The following is a 15559-nucleotide window of genomic DNA, read 5'->3' on the forward strand; positions in this document are numbered from 1 at the left end:
TCAGTAGGTGATGAACCGCGTGTCGGTCAGCATGGCGATGCACATCACCGCCAGCACGTCCGAGCGCCGCTTGGCCGTCTCCGCCCGGGCCGCGGCCTGGGTGAAGAACGTGGCCCACTTGTCCAGCTCCTCGCCCTCCAGGGGCGCGCCCCAGAAGCGCAGGGAGTTGTAGACGAGGAACTCACGCACCTGGGCGTCCGTCAGCTTGCGCAAATCCCCCCAGACGTCGGGCAGCGTGCGCGACAGCGTGCGCTTGGAGGCGTCCGCCAGCTTCAGCTCGTCGTTCGCCTGGCCGATGCACACGAAGCGCGCGCCGTCCTCCAGGAACTTGGCGAACACCAGGTTGGGCTCGGTGTTCTCGCTGTTGACGAGCGCGTAGTCGGCGCGGCCCAGCGACGAGGCGCGCGCGTCGATGCCGTCTCCGCCGTTCACCCAGCGGCGGCCCACGGCCTCCAGGATGGCGGCGTCCAGCTGGGCGACGGTGAGCCGGCGCGGGGCGCGGCCCACGCTGCCGCCCTGGGCCTCCGGGTCCGGCAGCGGGTCGAAGTCCCCGGGCTGGTGGGGGTTGGCGATGGGCTCGAGCGTCCCGTCCTCGGTGGGACCGGACTTCTCGTCGGGGGACTTGGTGCAGCCCGCGCTCAGCGCGAGCAGCGCGGCGGTCAGGAGCCAGCGGCGCATCAGTCGATCCTCCGGTAGGCGTCGGTCGTCACCACGCGCTCGATGAGCGCCTTGAAGCGGTGGCCATTCTTCGCGAACTCGCTGGCCAGCGGCGCCAGGTACATCCGCTGCTCCTCCGCCGACATCGGCCGGCCCAGGAACTCGTTCCACACGCGCTTCACCGTGCAGCGCTCCAGCTCACCCGACTGGAACATCCGCTCCACCAGCAGGCGCGGGCCCGCCTCGATGTTCTGCTCCTCGTCCGCGGTGCGGTACAGGTACGTCTTGAGCATGCCCAGGCTGCTGGCGCCATCGCCGTCGTAGGCCTGCATCACGTACTGCGAGCACTCGCCGCCGCAGTTGGTGTCGCCGGCGATGGCGCAGTCGCGGCACTTCGGGTCCAGCCGCGGGAACTGGTCCGGGGAGAGGAACTGCGCGGTGCGCTCGCCGTAGCGGCCCCAGTGGGCGCCGGTGGGCTCGATGGTGGCGTGGCAGTAGTTGCAGCCGCAGCGCTTGGCCAGGTTGTTCTCGCGGTTGCACGCGTCCTCGGGCGCCGGCAGGTTGCCGTCCGAGGCGGGCACGAAGGTCTTGCAGAGGAAGGCCTCGTAGAACTCCGACACGCGGGCGCGGTGCGTGGGGAAGCGGTACAGGAACGCGGGCGTCGTCAGGATGCCGGAGTGCGACGCATCGCGCGTGTAGGGCTGCCACGTGGCCGAGTCCGTGTAGGCGACGGCGGGGATGGCCTCCAGCGGCGCGGGCGCGGTGACGTTGAACACGCCCACGCCCTGGCGCTGGCGGTACAGCTCCGACATGGGGCCGTTCACGAACGAGCGGCGGGTGGTGAGGATGTTGTAGTAGGGCTCGTCGTTGCGGATGACCGAGTCGGCGATGCGCAGCGGCTCCTCGTTGAAGGCGGCCACGCGCGAGTCGTAGACGTTGCGCACGTACAGGGGGTCCGTCGTGTTGCCGATGGCCGGCACCTCGCAGCGGCGCATGCCCACGCCGCACCCGCAGCTGCGGTCATTGGCGAAGCGGGCCGCCTCGCAGGACTCGCGCGTCCAGGGGTTCTCCACGCGCTCCTGCGCCTCGATGGCGCACACCTTCACCGTCGCGGGCGCGCCCTCCGGGGCCCAGTAGCCGGCGGGCCGGTTCACGAAGCCCTCGCGCTGGATGCAGCCACGCACCGGGGCGTACGCGCCCTTGATGTTGTTGTTGAGGTTCAGGTCCAGCGTGCAGCGCTTGAGCGTCGTCAGGCTGGGCTTGGAGTCGGGGTTCGGGTGGTCGAAGGAGATGACGTAGCCGTTGGCGTCCTTCGTCTCCACCGTCAGCGCGGAGGTGGTGTTCTTGGCCGGATCCGGCAGGCAGAGGAACGGCTTGATGCCCGTGCCGGAGCCGCGGTTGTCACAGAAGTAGCGGTACTTCGCCCAGGTGTTGCTGGAGGGCGAGGCCGTCAGCTGCGAGCAGTCCGTCACCGCGTTGGTGGTCGCGGCCGCCAGGTCCGTGCAGCGGTAGAAGTTGGTGTCGTAGTCGAAGCTGACCGGCATGGGCACGCCCATGGCGTCATTGCAGGAGGTGCGCGTCGCGGCCGTCAGCGGGGCGGCGTGCGGGTCCTGCGTCTGGGTCAGACACGCGCTCTGCTCGATGTCGGAGTTGCACGACTGCCCGTTCACACCGCGCAGCGCCGTGGACGGGTTGTTCGCGAAGCCGAAGGCAGTGGTGGTGCCGTTGCCGCCCAGGCGCGAGTTGCCGTTGTTGTTGACGCTGCCGCTGATGTTCGAGCGGATCAACGCGCGGTGGAAGTTGCGGATGCGAGTGTAGAAGCCCTCGCTGTCCATCATCTTCCGGATGTCCTCCTGCGTGACGGCGCCCTTCTCCTGCACGGCCTTGTATTCGTCCCAGGTGGGAGGGCGGCCAAGCAGGTCGAGCGTCAGTTGCCGCAGGTGTCTTTCGGGGCGCACCTTCGCGACGGGCGCGCAGACAGCGGCCTCATCGGCGGAGGCTGGCAGGGCCAGGAACAAGGCGGCGCCGGCCAGGATGGCAAGGCAACGCTCGCGGAGCACGGGGAACCTCCGTGGAGGGGGAGTCGGGGGCGACTGTCTCCTAGTATGCAAGAATTACAGATAAGAGATCCAGTCGACCTAGCAGATTCCTTCATCCCACAAGGTGGCACAAACCTGTGACAGACGCGGGTGCCGGTTGAATCTCTCGACGGGGCGCGAGACATAGGGCGCATGTCGAACGTCAGCTCCGCTCCGCTTCCGCCCCGGGTGAGTGACCGGGCCTTCTATGTCTTCACCGGTGTCGTGTCCGTGGCGGCCCTGGCGTTCATCGGCTGGATTCTGATGGGCCGACGCGGGGCCACGGTGGAGGGCGTGGATCTGCGCTTCCTGCCAGCGGTCAACGCGAGCCTCAACGCGACGGCGGCGGCGCTGCTCATCGCCGGGTGGGTGGCCATCAAGCAGGGCGCGCGGCGGGTGCACCAGTACCTCATGGTGTCGGCCTTCGCGGCGTCCGCGCTGTTCCTGGTGTGCTACCTCGCGTACCACTACGTGCACGGCGACACGCGCTACGTGGGCGACTTCCGCGGGCTGTACCTGTGCATCCTGGCCAGCCACGTGCTCCTGTCCATGGGCGTGGTGCCGATGGCGCTCGCGGCCTTCTACTTCGTGTGGCGCAAGGACTTCACGCGGCACCGCAAGGTGACACGGTGGCTGGCGCCCATCTGGGTGTACGTGTCGGTGACGGGCGTGGTGGTGTTCTTCATGCTGCGCGGCAGCGTGCCGTCCATGCCCTGAGGCACGGTCAGCCCAGGGCACGCCGGAGCCAGCGCTCGAAGGCGTCGAAGGTGTCCTGGGCGCCCCTCACCACGCGGTCCCCGAAGTCCAGCTCCGACGTGTTGTCGGCCGCGCGCGCGAGCACCTCCGTGAAGCCGCGCCACTTCGGGCCCACGTCGTCGCCGTAGGCTCGGAAGAAGACGAAGTCGCCCGCCTGGGTCCCCTCGAAGTGGCGGCGCAGGTGACGCAGGATGAGCTGGCCGCCGAGCGTGGCTCCCTCCAGCACGTAGCAGCCCCCGAGCGCCTCGGGCAGCGAGCGGAGCGGCGGCGGCTCGGGACAGCGGGGCAGCCGCGCGAGCGACGCCGCGTCATGGCCGAGCGCGCGCAGGTCCGCCTCCAGCCACGGCAGCTTCAGGCGCTCGCGCAGGTGCAGCGCGGGCAGCTCTTCCGCGAGCACCTCGTGAAGGCGCGCCTCCACCGGCTGGTGGAAGCCGTACAGCGCCTCCAGGTGACGGCGGTAGCCATCGAGCGTCAGCCCCGGCTCCAGGAGGCGCACCGCGGACTCGGCGCGCTCGTGATGGGGGCGGGTCTCCGTCTTCAGTCGCTGCGGCAGGGACACTGCGGGGAAGATGCCGTCACGGACGCGCCGAAGGAACGACGAAATCCACGGCGTGGGCCCGCCCGCCCGGGCAGCGGCCGGGGGCGCCTGTCAGGAACACGTGGGGACGGGCGACCTGGGCGCCATGCGAATCCAGACGCTTCATCCGACGCCGTGTCAAAGCTGGCCTTATCAATCCGCCGCGCCCCGGGGAGGCTCCGAGACGGTGTTCTTCCCGCTGCTGCGGGGCACCGTGGACGTGCTGCCCGAGGACGTCTCGGCGCTGCTCGTGCTCTCCGACCTCCAGGGCGTCGCGCCCCATGCGCTGCACGACGGCGCGGTGGCGCTGCTCGGCGAGGTGCTCGCCGACGAGCTGGCGCTCCTGGGGGAGCTGGGCGAGCTGCCGCCTCCGAGCGCCATCGGCGTGGTGCTGGCCGGTGACCTCTTCTCCGAGCCGGGCGCGAACGTGCGCGGAGCCTCCGGCGACGTGCGCTCGGTGTGGCTCGCCTTCGCGTCCCACTTCCGCTGGGTGGTGGGCGTGGCCGGCAACCACGACACCTTCGGCGGCGCGCGGGAGCAGACGCGCTTCCAGCAGCGCCCCGGCGTCAGCCTGCTCGACGGGGAGGTGGTGGAGCTCGACGGGCTGAAGGTGGGCGGCGTGGGCGGCATCATCGGACACCCGGGCAAGCCGGGCCGCCGCGAGGAGTCCCAGTTCCTGGGCCATCTCGTCGACGTGCTGCGCACCGGGCCGGACGTCCTGGTGCTGCATCAGGGGCCGGACGTCGAGGGCACGCGACTGCGCGGCAGCCCCGTCATCCGCGAGGCCGTGGAGAGGGCCCCGGGCTCGCTGGTCATCTGTGGCCACGCCCACTGGGACGAGCCGCTCGCCACGCTGCCGAGCGGCACGCAGGTCCTCAACGTGGACAGCCGCGCGGTGCTGCTGGAGCGCGCGGCGGCGAAGAGCTGAGGCCCCTTCCGCCGCCGTCTCATGCCCTCAGCGGCAGAAGCCGTCGGAGCGACAGGTCGCCGGAGCCGCGCAGCTGAGCCCCGTCCCGAGGCAGCTCGGCTGACACGCGCCGATGCCGGTGCCGTCGCTGTAGCAGCGGTACTGCGAGCGGCAGTCACCCTGCCCCGTGCCAATCTCCCGCGAGCAGCTGTCCAGGCAGCTCTTCAGGCCCGTCACCGAGCTCACGACGTAGCACTTCGAGCCCGCGGGGCACGCCGTCGAGTTGCACTGGAGCGTGCAGTAGCCGCCGGGGAAGTTCGTGTTGCAGAGGCCCTCGCCGCACTCCGAGTCGAGCGAGCACGGCGCGCCCACCTGGAGCGACGGGTCATCGTCGATGGGCGCCAGCGGGAGCAGCGCGAAGTCGATGTTGCGCGTCGTCGAGCGGGCCGTCACGTCGATGGCCTCCAACGAGTCGACGTTGCGCCAGAAGCCGGTGAGCTCCCCGTCCTCGAAGAGGTTGCCGTCGTCGTCCTCGTCGATGGTCGCCAGCGTGTAGTACGTCCGGGGCACCAGCGAGATGGAGTACGCGTAGCCCCGCGCGGCCGAGACGCCGGTGAGCGAGTCGCGGTCCGTCTCCCACTCGCCGGTCAGGTCGTCCTGCCAGAGGAACGCGATGATGGCGTCGCGGCCCGCGGCGGCGCCCACCGCGATTTTCAGCGCCACCGTGGCCGAGCCCGCTCCGCCCGAGCCCACCAGGTTCAGCGTGGCCAGGTAGTCCCCATCCGCCAGCCCCGCCGTGTTCACCGCCACGTCGAACGACGTCGAGCCGAACGCCGGCACCGTCTTCGTGGTGCCTCCGGGGAACGACACCGTCGCGCGGGCCGCGCCGTCCACGGAGGCCGTCACCACCAGCTCGCCGCCCTGACGCCCGCCGATGTTGCTCAGGGTGAGGTGCTGCGTCTCCGTCCCCTGGAAGAACAGCGTGGAGGTGGACACGCTCAGCTTCGGAGGCACGGTGCCCGGGTCCGTGTTGGCGACCTGTCGGAGCGCCGCCTGCGCGTTGACCAGGCCCGCGCCGCAACCTCCCGGACACTGCGAGCCGGCGACGGGCGTGGCGGTGCTCTTCAGGATGCTCTCCGCCTGTCCGGGCGAGAGCGTCCCGCCCGAGTGCGCGTGCAGCAGCGCCACGATGCCCGCCACGTGCGGCGACGCCATGCTGGTGCCCTGCGAGAAGGAGTACGCGGGCTGACGGTTGTCATCCAGCACGGTGGAGAGCACGCCGTCCGCGTAGCCGTCGCCATTGAGGTCCTCGACCATCTCTCCGCCCGCGGCCACCACGTCCACGCCCGAGCCGTAGTTGGAGTAGCTGCTGCGACGGCCGGACAGGCCCGTGGCGCCCACGCAGATGACCTGCTGCTGGTTGCAGGGCGTGCTGTCGGCGGCGGCCATGTTCTCGTTGCCCGCGGCCACGACGATGGTGGCGCCCCGCGCGACGGCGGCGTCGATGGCGTCCTGGTAGAGCCGCTGCGGTGGCGCGGTGCCACCCAGGCTCATGTTCACCACCTTCGCGGCCACCGCGGGCGACTGGGAGATGCCGGGCACCGCGCCCCCCGTGGCCCAGGTGATGGCCGCCGCGATGTCGAAGCTGCTGCCTCCCTGCCGGCCCAGCACGCGCACCGGGAGGATGCGCGCGTTCCAGGCCACACCCGCCACGCCGAAGCCGTTGTTCGTCATCGCGGCCACCGTGCCCGCCACATGCGAGCCGTGCCACGACGAGCCCCCGGACGGCATGTCGCCGCCCTCGTCCTGGGGGTTGGCGTCACGCCCGTTGCCATCCCCCGCGTTGGCCGGGTCCGAAATCATGTCGTAGCCAGGCACCACGTGGCCGTCGAGGTCGGGGTGCGCGACGATGCCGGTGTCGATGACCGCCACCACCACGCCCGTGGCGTCCGACTCCACGTCCCACGCCGCCGGCAGATTGAGCGCGGCGTAGTGCCACTGGAGGCTGTAGCCCTTGTCGTTCGGCACCGCGAGCTTGTGCATCCGCAGGTTGCGGTCCGTGAAGCGCACCCCGGGCAGCGCGGCGAGCCGCGACACCAGCTCCCGCGTCTCGTCCGCCGTCACCCCGTGGCCATCCTCGGCCTCGAAGCCCACCAGGTGCAGGTGCTCGCTGGCGTGCCCCTTGTGCACGGCGCGATAGCCGGGGACCTTCGCGGCGGCGAGCACGCGCTCGGGGGAGACGGAGGACTCCTCGAAGCGCACGACGACGTCACCGGGGATGGTCGGGTCCTCATCCGGGACGCGCGAGAGCGGCGGCGGCCCCAGCGGCGCGGGGATGATGGGCAGCTCAGGGTCCGTCTGCTCCAGCGCGGCGCGGCGCGAGGACTGCGCCCGGGCTTCGCGAATCTGCTCCGCCAGCCGGTTCGCCACCGACCTGCCGAAGGGCAGCTTCAGCTCGCGCGAGACGCCGCCCTCCGTGGACTGCTCGTTGCTGCGAAAGGGCGTCAACGTCCCCGTGACGGTGCCCTTGTTGGGGTCCGTGCCACCGTCGGCACCTCCGCCCCCCTTGCTCTCGTCACACCCACTGACGGACAGCAGCAGCCACAACCCCACGAGCCATGCACGACGCATTCAGGATGCCCCCTCACCGCGGACAGAAGGGGGCACCCTAACATCGCGCCTTCGCGCGGACGTGCATTCTCAGCTGGCCTGCGCGACCTCGTCGTCGTCCGTGTCCTCCCGAACGTTCGCATCGGCCTCATCCGCCAGGGCGTTCACATCTCCGGGGACACCGTCGATGTACGTCACGACGTTCCCCGGCAGCGCGGGCACGCGAGGCCCCGGCGTCACCACACCCGTCAGGTTCAGGGGGTCCACTCCCGAAATCTGGATTCGCACCCCGGACGGAGGCTGACGGCGCACCGCGCGCGCCGTGTCCACCGCCTCCGGCAGCGCGAACTGTTCACCGACGAAGCCCGCCACGAAGCGCCCGCCCCGCACCTCGCCCCGCGCCTCCATGCGCCGGTACACGAAGAGCAGCTCGCGCCACGTGGGCGCCAGCGCCTCGCGCATCACCAAATCCCTCCAGACGATGCCGTAGCGCTGGAGGAACAGGCGCGCCAGCGAGTCCATCACCTCGTCCGACGTCTTCGGCTCCGCGGGCGCCAGGAGGCTCCAGCGTCCCGGGCCTCCGCGCTGGAGCAGCTTCTGGCGCTTGCGGTGCGCGGGGCTCTGGAGCACGCGCAGGTTCTGCACCGCGTCCGCCGTCACCAGGCCGCGAGCCACCAACTCCCACAGCGCGTCCTCGATTTCCGCCGGCAGCCGGCGCGCGCGCGACACCAGGTCCTGGAAGAAGCACGCGCCCCGGCGCTCCAGCACCGACACCACGTCCTTCGCGGCGACGCTGAGGTCCGGAGGCGTCCACACGTCCCCGTCCGCGAGCACCGCGTGGGGCCGGGCCGCGACGAGCATCCACTCCAGGTCCTCGCGCAGGGCGAAGGTGAGCGGCGCGTTGCGCGTGGGCGAGGCCCTGGAGCGCGTGGGGGCGGGCTCCGGCTCCGGCGTCACGGGCGCGCCGCGACGCGGCCCCGCCACGGGCTTGGGCTCCTTCATCGTCAGCCGGCCCCAGGCCACCTCGCCGCCGTAGCACGCGCGCTCCAGCAGGTCGGGCGTGTAGCCGCGCATGCGCGCGGGCAGCAGGAAGCGCTCCCACGCGGAGGCCGGCGCCTCGTAGCCCTGGAGCAGGCGCACCGCCTTGAGCAGGCCCGTGGAGCCGCGCAGCGAGTCCACGTCCTCCAGGTGATGCCACCGGAAGAGGAAGCGCATGAAGTCGCGCGCGCTCAGCGGCTCGATTTCGCGGCGCAGCCGGCCCACCGTCATCCGGTGGATGCGCTGGAGCAGGCGCCGGTCGCACCACTCCAGCGGCGGCGCCTCGCCCGGCGCCAGCGGCTGCTCCAGCGGACGGAAGCGGCCTCGCAGCACGGTGCCCTGCATCTCCAGCTGATGCATGGCCGCGTTGACCTCGTCCTCGCTCAGCTCACACAGGCGCGACAGCTCCGCCACCGTGACGGGGCCCACGTTCTCCATGCGCCCGCGCACCACCTGGAGCACCGCGGCCTCGCGCTCCACCGGACGGTCGTGCTCCAGCACCGGGAGCGGCGGCTGGGTCATGGCGTCCGGGAACAGCGCGCGCACCGCGCTGCCCCGCTCGGCCGCGACCAGGAAGCGCCCGCCGGGGAGCGTCAGCCACGACACGCGCCCCTGCTGGAAGAGCGGCTCGGCGAGCCCCCGGGGCACATCCCTGTCCCGCACCAGCACCCACTGGAGGAGCAGGTCGTGCAGCTCATCCTCGTCGCGCATCGGCGGCGCGGCGTCCTCCACCACCGTGGCGATGGCGGTGGCGTCCAGCGCGCCGAAGGCGGCCGCGTCCTCGGCTGGCATGGCGCGGCGCAGGGCCACGTTGCGCACGCGGCGCTCCTCCGCCGGGGCGTCGTCCAGGAACGTGTAGGGCTGGCTGTGAATCATCGCGTGCGCGAAGACGCTCGGCTCCGGCACGTCGCGGGCCTCCAGGCGGATGCGGCCGTCGCGCATGCGCCGGAGCACCTCACGCAGCCCCTCCACGTCCATGGCCTCGTGCAGACAGTCGTCCATCGTCTGCTTCACCAGCGGGTGGTTCGGCAGCTCGACGTCCGCGCCGCCGTGGTTGTCCTGGCAGCCCACCTGCGCGGGGAACACGGCGGCGAGCAGGTCCTCGCTGCGCGCGCGCTGGAGGTTGGGCGCCACGCGCTTGCCGCCCATCATCCGGTGGAGCGCGAGCGCCCGCGTGGCCACCCAGCGGAAGCGCGTGCCGAACAGCGGCGACTGGAGCACCGCCTGCACCAGCACCTCCTCCACGTGCTCGGGGTGGAGGAAGTCGAAGATGTCCGACAGCGGGAACGAGTGCTGCTCGCCCAGCGACAGGAGGATGCCGTCCTCCGTCGCCGCCGCCTGGAGCTCGAAGTCGAACGAGCGGCAGAAGCGCTTGCGCAGCGCCAGGCCCCAGGCCCGGTTGATGCGGCTGCCGAAGGGCGCGTGGATGATGAGCTGCATGCCGCCCGCCTCGTCGAAGAAGCGCTCGGCGACGATGAGGTTGTGGCTGGGCAGCGCGTCCAGCATCTTGCGCCCCAGCCGCAGGTAGCCGAGCAGCGCGTCCACCGCGGGCGGGGACATGCGCAGCTCCTTCTCCAGGAAGGCCTGCGCGTCCTCGCGCGCGAGCAGGTCCTCGCGCAGCCGCCCCACCTGGAGCGACAGCTCGTCGGTGCGCCCCGGCGCCTCGCCGCGCCAGAAGGGCACGTTGGGCGCGGCGCCTCGCGCGTCCTCCACCATCACCGTGCTGCCCATCACGCGCTGGATGCGCCACGCGGTGCTGCCCAGCAGGAACACGTCCCCGGGCGAGGACTCCACCGCGAAGTCCTCGTCCAGCGTGCCCACCACCTTGCCCTCGGGCTGGGCGGTGACGCTGAAGGTGAAGGTGTCCGGGATGGCGCCGCCGTTGGTGAGCGCGGTGATGCGCACGCCCCGGCGCCCCTTGAGGCGCTGGTTCACCCGGTCGCGGTGCAGGTGGATGCCCGCGCGGCCGCGGCGGTCGCTGATGCCCTCCGACAGCACCTCGAGCACGCCCTGATACTCCTCCCAGGTGAGGTCGCGGTACGGGTACGCGCGCTGGAAGAGGCTGAAGAGGGCGCGCTCGTCCCACTCCTCGCACGCGCACGCGGCCACCACCTGCTGGGCCAGTACGTCGAGCGGCTTCTCCGGCATGATGACCCGGTCCAGGTCGCCCTCGCGCACGGCGTTGAGCAGCGCGGCGCACTCCACCAGCTCGTCGCGCGTCATCGCGAACAGGATGCCCTTGGAGATGGCGGCCTTGTGGTGGCCCGCGCGGCCCACGCGCTGGAGCAGCACGGAGATGGCCTTCGTGGTGCCCAGTTGCACGACCAGGTCCACGTTGCCCACGTCGATACCGAGCTCCAGCGACGCGGTGGCCACCATCACCCGCAGGCGGCCGTCCTTGAGCTTCTCCTCGGCGGCCAGCCGGATTTCGCGCGACATGCTGCCGTGGTGGGCCGCGACGAGCCCTTCACCCAGCCGCTCGCCCAAATCATGCGCCACGCGCTCGGCCATCTTGCGCGTGTTGACGAAGATGAGCGTCGTGCGATGCGAGGCCGTCAGCGCGATGAGCCGGTCATAGACCTGGCCCCACATCTCGTGGGTCGCCAGCGAGGACAGCTCGGCGTCCGGAATCTCGAGCGTCAAATCCCACGGGCGCAGGTGGCCCACCTCGACCTTGCGGCACGGGCGGTGGCTCGCGCCGGTGAGGAAGCCGGCGATGGCGTCCAGCGGCTTCTGGGTGGCGGACAGGCCGATGAGCTGCGGGCGCACCTCGGTGAGCGCCTTGAGCCGCTCCATGGACAGCGTGAAGTGGCTGCCGCGCTTGTCGCGGGCGAGCGCGTGGATTTCGTCCACGATGACGGTGCGCACGCCCTTGAGCGTGGCGCGGGCGCGCTCGGCGGTGAGGTAGAGGTAGAGCGACTCCGGCGTGGTGATGAGGATGTGCGGAGGACGGCGCACCATCTGCGCGCGCTCGGACGCGGGCGTGTCGCCGCTGCGCACCTGCACGCGCAGCTCGCGCGGGGTGTAGCCCTCGCCGCGGGCGCGCGAGAGCAGCTCCTCCAGGGGTTGGAGGAGGTTCTTCTGCACGTCGTTGCCCAGGGCCTTGAGCGGCGACACGTAGAGCACCTGGGTGCGGTCCTCCAGGCCTCCCTCCAGCGCGAGCCGGAACAGGGAGTCGAGCGCGGCGAGGAACGCGGTGAGCGTCTTGCCGGAGCCGGTGGGGGCGGCAATGAGCACGTCGTGCCCAGCCTGGATGAGGGGCCAGCCCTCGATTTGAGGACGCGTGGGCTCGCCCAGTCGCTCGGCGAACCAACGACGCACCACGGGGTGGAAGCTCGCGAGGGCCGGATGGGCCGCGCACTCGGCGGCGAAGTCGAGGCTGATTTGCGGGGCCATGCACACCTCTCCAGGTGGCAGCCTGAACACAGGTACAGGCGGGCGTCAACGCGCGCACCGCGTGGGAGGACCCACGCCCACACCCTCCGCCCGGGTAGTCGCCAGGAGGGCGGACAGGCTGCCCGCGCCGACGTGTCAGGCCTCATGCACCGGACGACCCGACACGTCCTGCAACCCTCATCCAACCCAATGACTCTCATCCGGCCCGAGCCCCCGAGGAAAGACAGACACAGGAGCCCTGTTCCCTCGGAGCGCTGCCTTGTCAGCGATTCCTCGCCTTCGCTAGCATTTCAGGCTCCTCGGGATGGGTTTCAGCCGCCAGGCCGCGCGGTCGACAGAGGTTTCAGGCATGGCGATTTCGGATGTCGTGGCGAAGCTGCTCTACACCGCGGTGTTGACGGTGGTCTGTCTGGGCCTCGTCACCCTGTTCGTGTCCGAGATGCAGCGGGTCTGGGTCGACAAGCGTCTGTACATCGGCCGCTTCGACTTCTTCGAGACAGGTGAGGCCAAGGCCACGGAGGCCAAGGCCTTCGCGCGGCAGATCGCCTACCACCACCAGTCGTTCAAGCACCTGCTCCATGTGGAGCACCAGCGGCGTGAGAGCGCGAACCAGTCGGAGACCCCGGCCGGCACCATCGCGCCCCTGCCCGACTCCACGTTCTGGAACGGCAACCTGGACGCCCTGCTCTCCTCGGCGAACGACCTCTCCTCCGTCGAGCTCACCGTCCAGGGCATCAACATCAAGGAGCTGCTCTCCTGGCTGCGCGACAGGGTGAGCACCCCCAACGAGCTCACCGGCGTCGTGGAGAAGCACCCCAACGGCATCCGCGCCCTGGCGAGCTGGACGCGCGGCCCGCTGCGCTCCGAGGGCAGCCACGTCGACGGACAGGTGCTGGACATCGCCGGCCAGCCCGACGTGGACAAGGCCGCGTTCCATGTCGCGTGCGGTCTCATCTGGGCCCAGCTCGCGGGCGGCGACAAGGCGCTGTCCAAGGTGCCACGCGCCGAGTTCTGCGCCTGGGCCGAGGCCTGGAGCCAGTACCTGGACCTGCGCGACCGGAGCGCCACGCTGCTCGGCCTGAGCGCGGAGAACCTCGAGAGCGTGAAGAAGCTCCGCGCGTTCCTCGACCGACAGGTCGCCGGCTCCACGCGGCTGGCGGAGGTCTACCTGCTGCGCGCGGACCTGCTGGACCTGCTGCCCGCGGAGCAGAAGACCCAAGAAGACCTCATCCAGGCGCAGAACGACCGTCTGCAGTACGTGATGATGGCGCGCCAGCCCACCGAGCCGGAGAAGGCCGGCGTGGCGCTCACCGCGCGCTCGGCGCCTCCGGACAAGAACGAGGTCCTGGCCCAGGTGCGCCCCGCGCTGCGCATGCAGGGCGACCGCGTCTCCGACCCGCTCCCGGAGAACTGGCAGCAGCACCTGAAGTCAGGTCAGGACTCCGGCTTCCCCGTCAGCCGCGCGACCGGCTCGCTCTTCATCACCAAGCCCGACGGGAAGACCACCTACCTGACGGCGTTCGCCGTGGCGCCACGGGTCATCATGACCGTCGGAGACCACGTCCCCCCCTTGATGCTCGACCACCCCGAGCCCCAGCCACTCACCGGAGAGACCTGGCGGTTCACCTTCGACGACGATGGCAACAGCCCGAAGCAGACCCACCGGGTCACCCACGTCATCTTCGCCCGCCACGACACGTCATCCACCGCGCCGCGCACCATCGCCCTGCTCGAGCTGGCCGAGCACGACACGCAGCGCCACCCGCCCGTCACCCTCGAGTGGAACCCCGAGTCGGTGAAGTCCCACGTGGACCAGTACGTCTACGTCATCGGCTATCCCTCCGAGGGCAGCAACCTGCCCAAGAACTTCCTGCGCCCGTTGCTGGGCGACCTCTACGACATCCGCCGGTTGATGCCCGGCCGCGTGGTGTCGCTCACCCCGAGCCAGGAGCCCCGGCCCTCGGTCGTCCGCGCCCTGCGCAGCGATGTCAGCACCACCGTCGGCGTCGCCGGCGCGCCGCTCGTCGACCTGCGCGACGACAAGGTCGTCGTGGGCCTGCACTTCGCCGGTGAGTGGAAGGAGAACCAGGGCAAGTTCGCCCTCGCCCTCTCCATGGCCGACCTGCTCGCCACCCTGCCGGAGTTCGCCATCCAGCGCATCAAGCCCGGCACCATCCAGGACGCGCCCCCCATGGTGACGCCGCTCGGAGACAGCAGCCAGTCGCAGTAGTCCTCAGAACGGAGGAGGCTCGTCGCCGCGCCGCGGCCGCGTCGTGCTCGCGCCGCTCAGGAAGTCCGGCATGCAGCCCCACGACTGCAGGTCCTCCGTCACCGTGGAGCAGATCCACCGCTCCGGGCACGAATCCACCTTGTCCGGATCGCACTGCGTGTAGCACGTGCTGCCCGTGGGCCCACCCACGCCGCACACACTCTGCTTGCCACAGCTCTCCGGCCGCCAGGACTCACAGGCCGCGGAGCAGAACCGACCCGCGCGCCCGCCACGCCCGCCCCTCACCACGCAGTTCTTCCCGCCCCCACACGGCTGCTCGTCCGAGCACTCATCCACCACCAACTCCAGACACTGGAACGAGCCCCCATTGAGCGCCGCGCACGCCCGCCCCTCCATGCACCCGGACTTGCGACAGTCCGGCAGACACGCGGCTCCCATCGAGCTCTGCTCACACGTCTCCCCTTCCGGACAGGTCCCCGGCTGCCCCGGCTCACACGGAGGTCCGCAATGGTGGTTGATGCAGAGCAGCCCCTCCACGCAGGCCTCGTCCGCGGTCGTCGGCAACCGGCTGCAGGTCTCCCCCGCCTGACGCACGCCCGCCTTCAGACACCGACGGACCACCGGCCCCGGTAACTCCCCCGCCGCCACCCGACAGACATCCCCGGGGAAGCAATGCGAGTCGTCCTCGCACTCGCTGTCGGCACACTCGAACCGACGCTTGTCATAGTTGATGACACAGCCCTGCCCCTGAGGGCAGTCCCCATCCGTCGCGCACTCGCCGCAGCGGAAGCTCCCCTTGTCGAAGGAGCAGTCGAGCTGCATCGCCGGACGCACGCGCAGCTCCTCGCGCACCGGCTCCGGCTCGTGCGGAGGGGACGGAGCCTGCGCGCGCCCCACCCGCCGGGTCTCCCGGACCGCGCCCGTCATCAGACTCAGCCCCGGACGGGCCAGCCGCTGCCCCTGGAAGACGTGCGCGAGCCCCCCCGAGCCCCCCATGCCCTCGATGCGCTCAGGCGCCACGCCCCGCGAGACCTGGAACGCCTCGGTGCTCGCCGCCAGCAGCGAGGCCTCCACCACCGGCACCTCCTCCACCACGGGCGCGACACACGCATTGGCGGAGGTCCGCGAGGTCAACACGGACGACGTGGCGAACCAGGACACCCACGCCACCGCCGCGAACACCCCCAGGACCAGGGAGCCTCGCCCCAGGCGCATCGCCATCCGCATCGCATTGGACATGTCCGGACTCACGTGGAATGCATGTCCTTAGCAGGGCGCACAGCACTTGCCGGTGCTTCCATCCGGATTGC

At 71.0% G+C, this 15559-nt stretch carries 9 protein-coding genes; 3 read left to right on the forward strand and 6 right to left on the reverse strand.

Going from position 1 to position 15559, the window contains the following annotated elements:
* Together K8625_RS19035 and K8625_RS19040 are read right to left on the reverse strand one after the other, a co-directional pair.
* Positions 1-678 (reverse strand): hypothetical protein, encoded by a 678-nt coding sequence (locus K8625_RS19035; protein ID WP_141323349.1) that lies wholly within the window; start codon positions 676-678, stop codon positions 1-3.
* Entirely contained in the window at positions 678-2717 is a 2040-nt protein-coding gene (locus K8625_RS19040; RefSeq protein WP_223746094.1) for a DUF1585 domain-containing protein, read from the reverse strand. Before K8625_RS19040 ends, K8625_RS19035 begins: the two co-directional genes overlap by 1 nt.
* A 171-nt stretch (positions 2718-2888) precedes the next feature.
* On the opposite strand from K8625_RS19040, the gene K8625_RS19045 reads away from it, so the two are divergent.
* Positions 2889-3452 (forward strand): DUF420 domain-containing protein, encoded by a 564-nt coding sequence (locus tag K8625_RS19045; RefSeq protein WP_074949357.1) that lies wholly within the window; start codon positions 2889-2891, stop codon positions 3450-3452.
* A 7-nt stretch (positions 3453-3459) separates the two neighbouring features.
* Here K8625_RS19045 and K8625_RS19050 read toward each other — a convergent pair whose 3' ends face one another.
* The gene (locus tag K8625_RS19050) at positions 3460-4050 is read right to left on the reverse strand and encodes a biliverdin-producing heme oxygenase (RefSeq protein ID WP_223746093.1); all 591 of its coding nucleotides are present in this window, start codon (positions 4048-4050) and stop codon (positions 3460-3462) included.
* Positions 4051-4255: 205 nt separating this feature from the next.
* On the opposite strand from K8625_RS19050, the gene K8625_RS19055 reads away from it, so the two are divergent.
* Entirely contained in the window at positions 4256-4996 is a 741-nt protein-coding gene (locus tag K8625_RS19055; protein ID WP_223783493.1) for a metallophosphoesterase, read from the forward strand.
* A 27-nt stretch (positions 4997-5023) separates the two neighbouring features.
* Here the strand turns inward: K8625_RS19055 and K8625_RS19060 are convergent, their stop codons facing one another.
* Entirely contained in the window at positions 5024-7606 is a 2583-nt protein-coding gene (locus K8625_RS19060; RefSeq protein ID WP_223746091.1) for a S8 family peptidase, read from the reverse strand.
* 69 nt (positions 7607-7675) lie between these two features.
* Positions 7676-12019, reverse strand: coding sequence for a DEAD/DEAH box helicase (locus K8625_RS19065; protein WP_223783494.1), 4344 nt, complete (start codon positions 12017-12019; stop codon positions 7676-7678).
* 349 nt (positions 12020-12368) lie between these two features.
* Here K8625_RS19065 and K8625_RS19070 point away from each other — a divergent pair, with 349 nt between their 5' ends.
* Entirely contained in the window at positions 12369-14249 is a 1881-nt protein-coding gene (locus K8625_RS19070) for a serine protease (protein ID WP_223783495.1), read from the forward strand.
* Between the two features lie 3 nt (positions 14250-14252).
* On the opposite strand, the gene K8625_RS19075 is transcribed toward K8625_RS19070, so the two are convergent.
* Positions 14253-15488, reverse strand: coding sequence for a hypothetical protein (locus K8625_RS19075; RefSeq protein WP_223746088.1), 1236 nt, complete (start codon positions 15486-15488; stop codon positions 14253-14255).
* Between the last annotated feature and the right edge of the window lie 71 nt (positions 15489-15559).

This window comes from Myxococcus sp. AS-1-15 (assembly GCF_020037055.1).
In the GTDB taxonomy this organism is placed as follows: Bacteria; Myxococcota; Myxococcia; order Myxococcales; family Myxococcaceae; genus Myxococcus; species Myxococcus fulvus.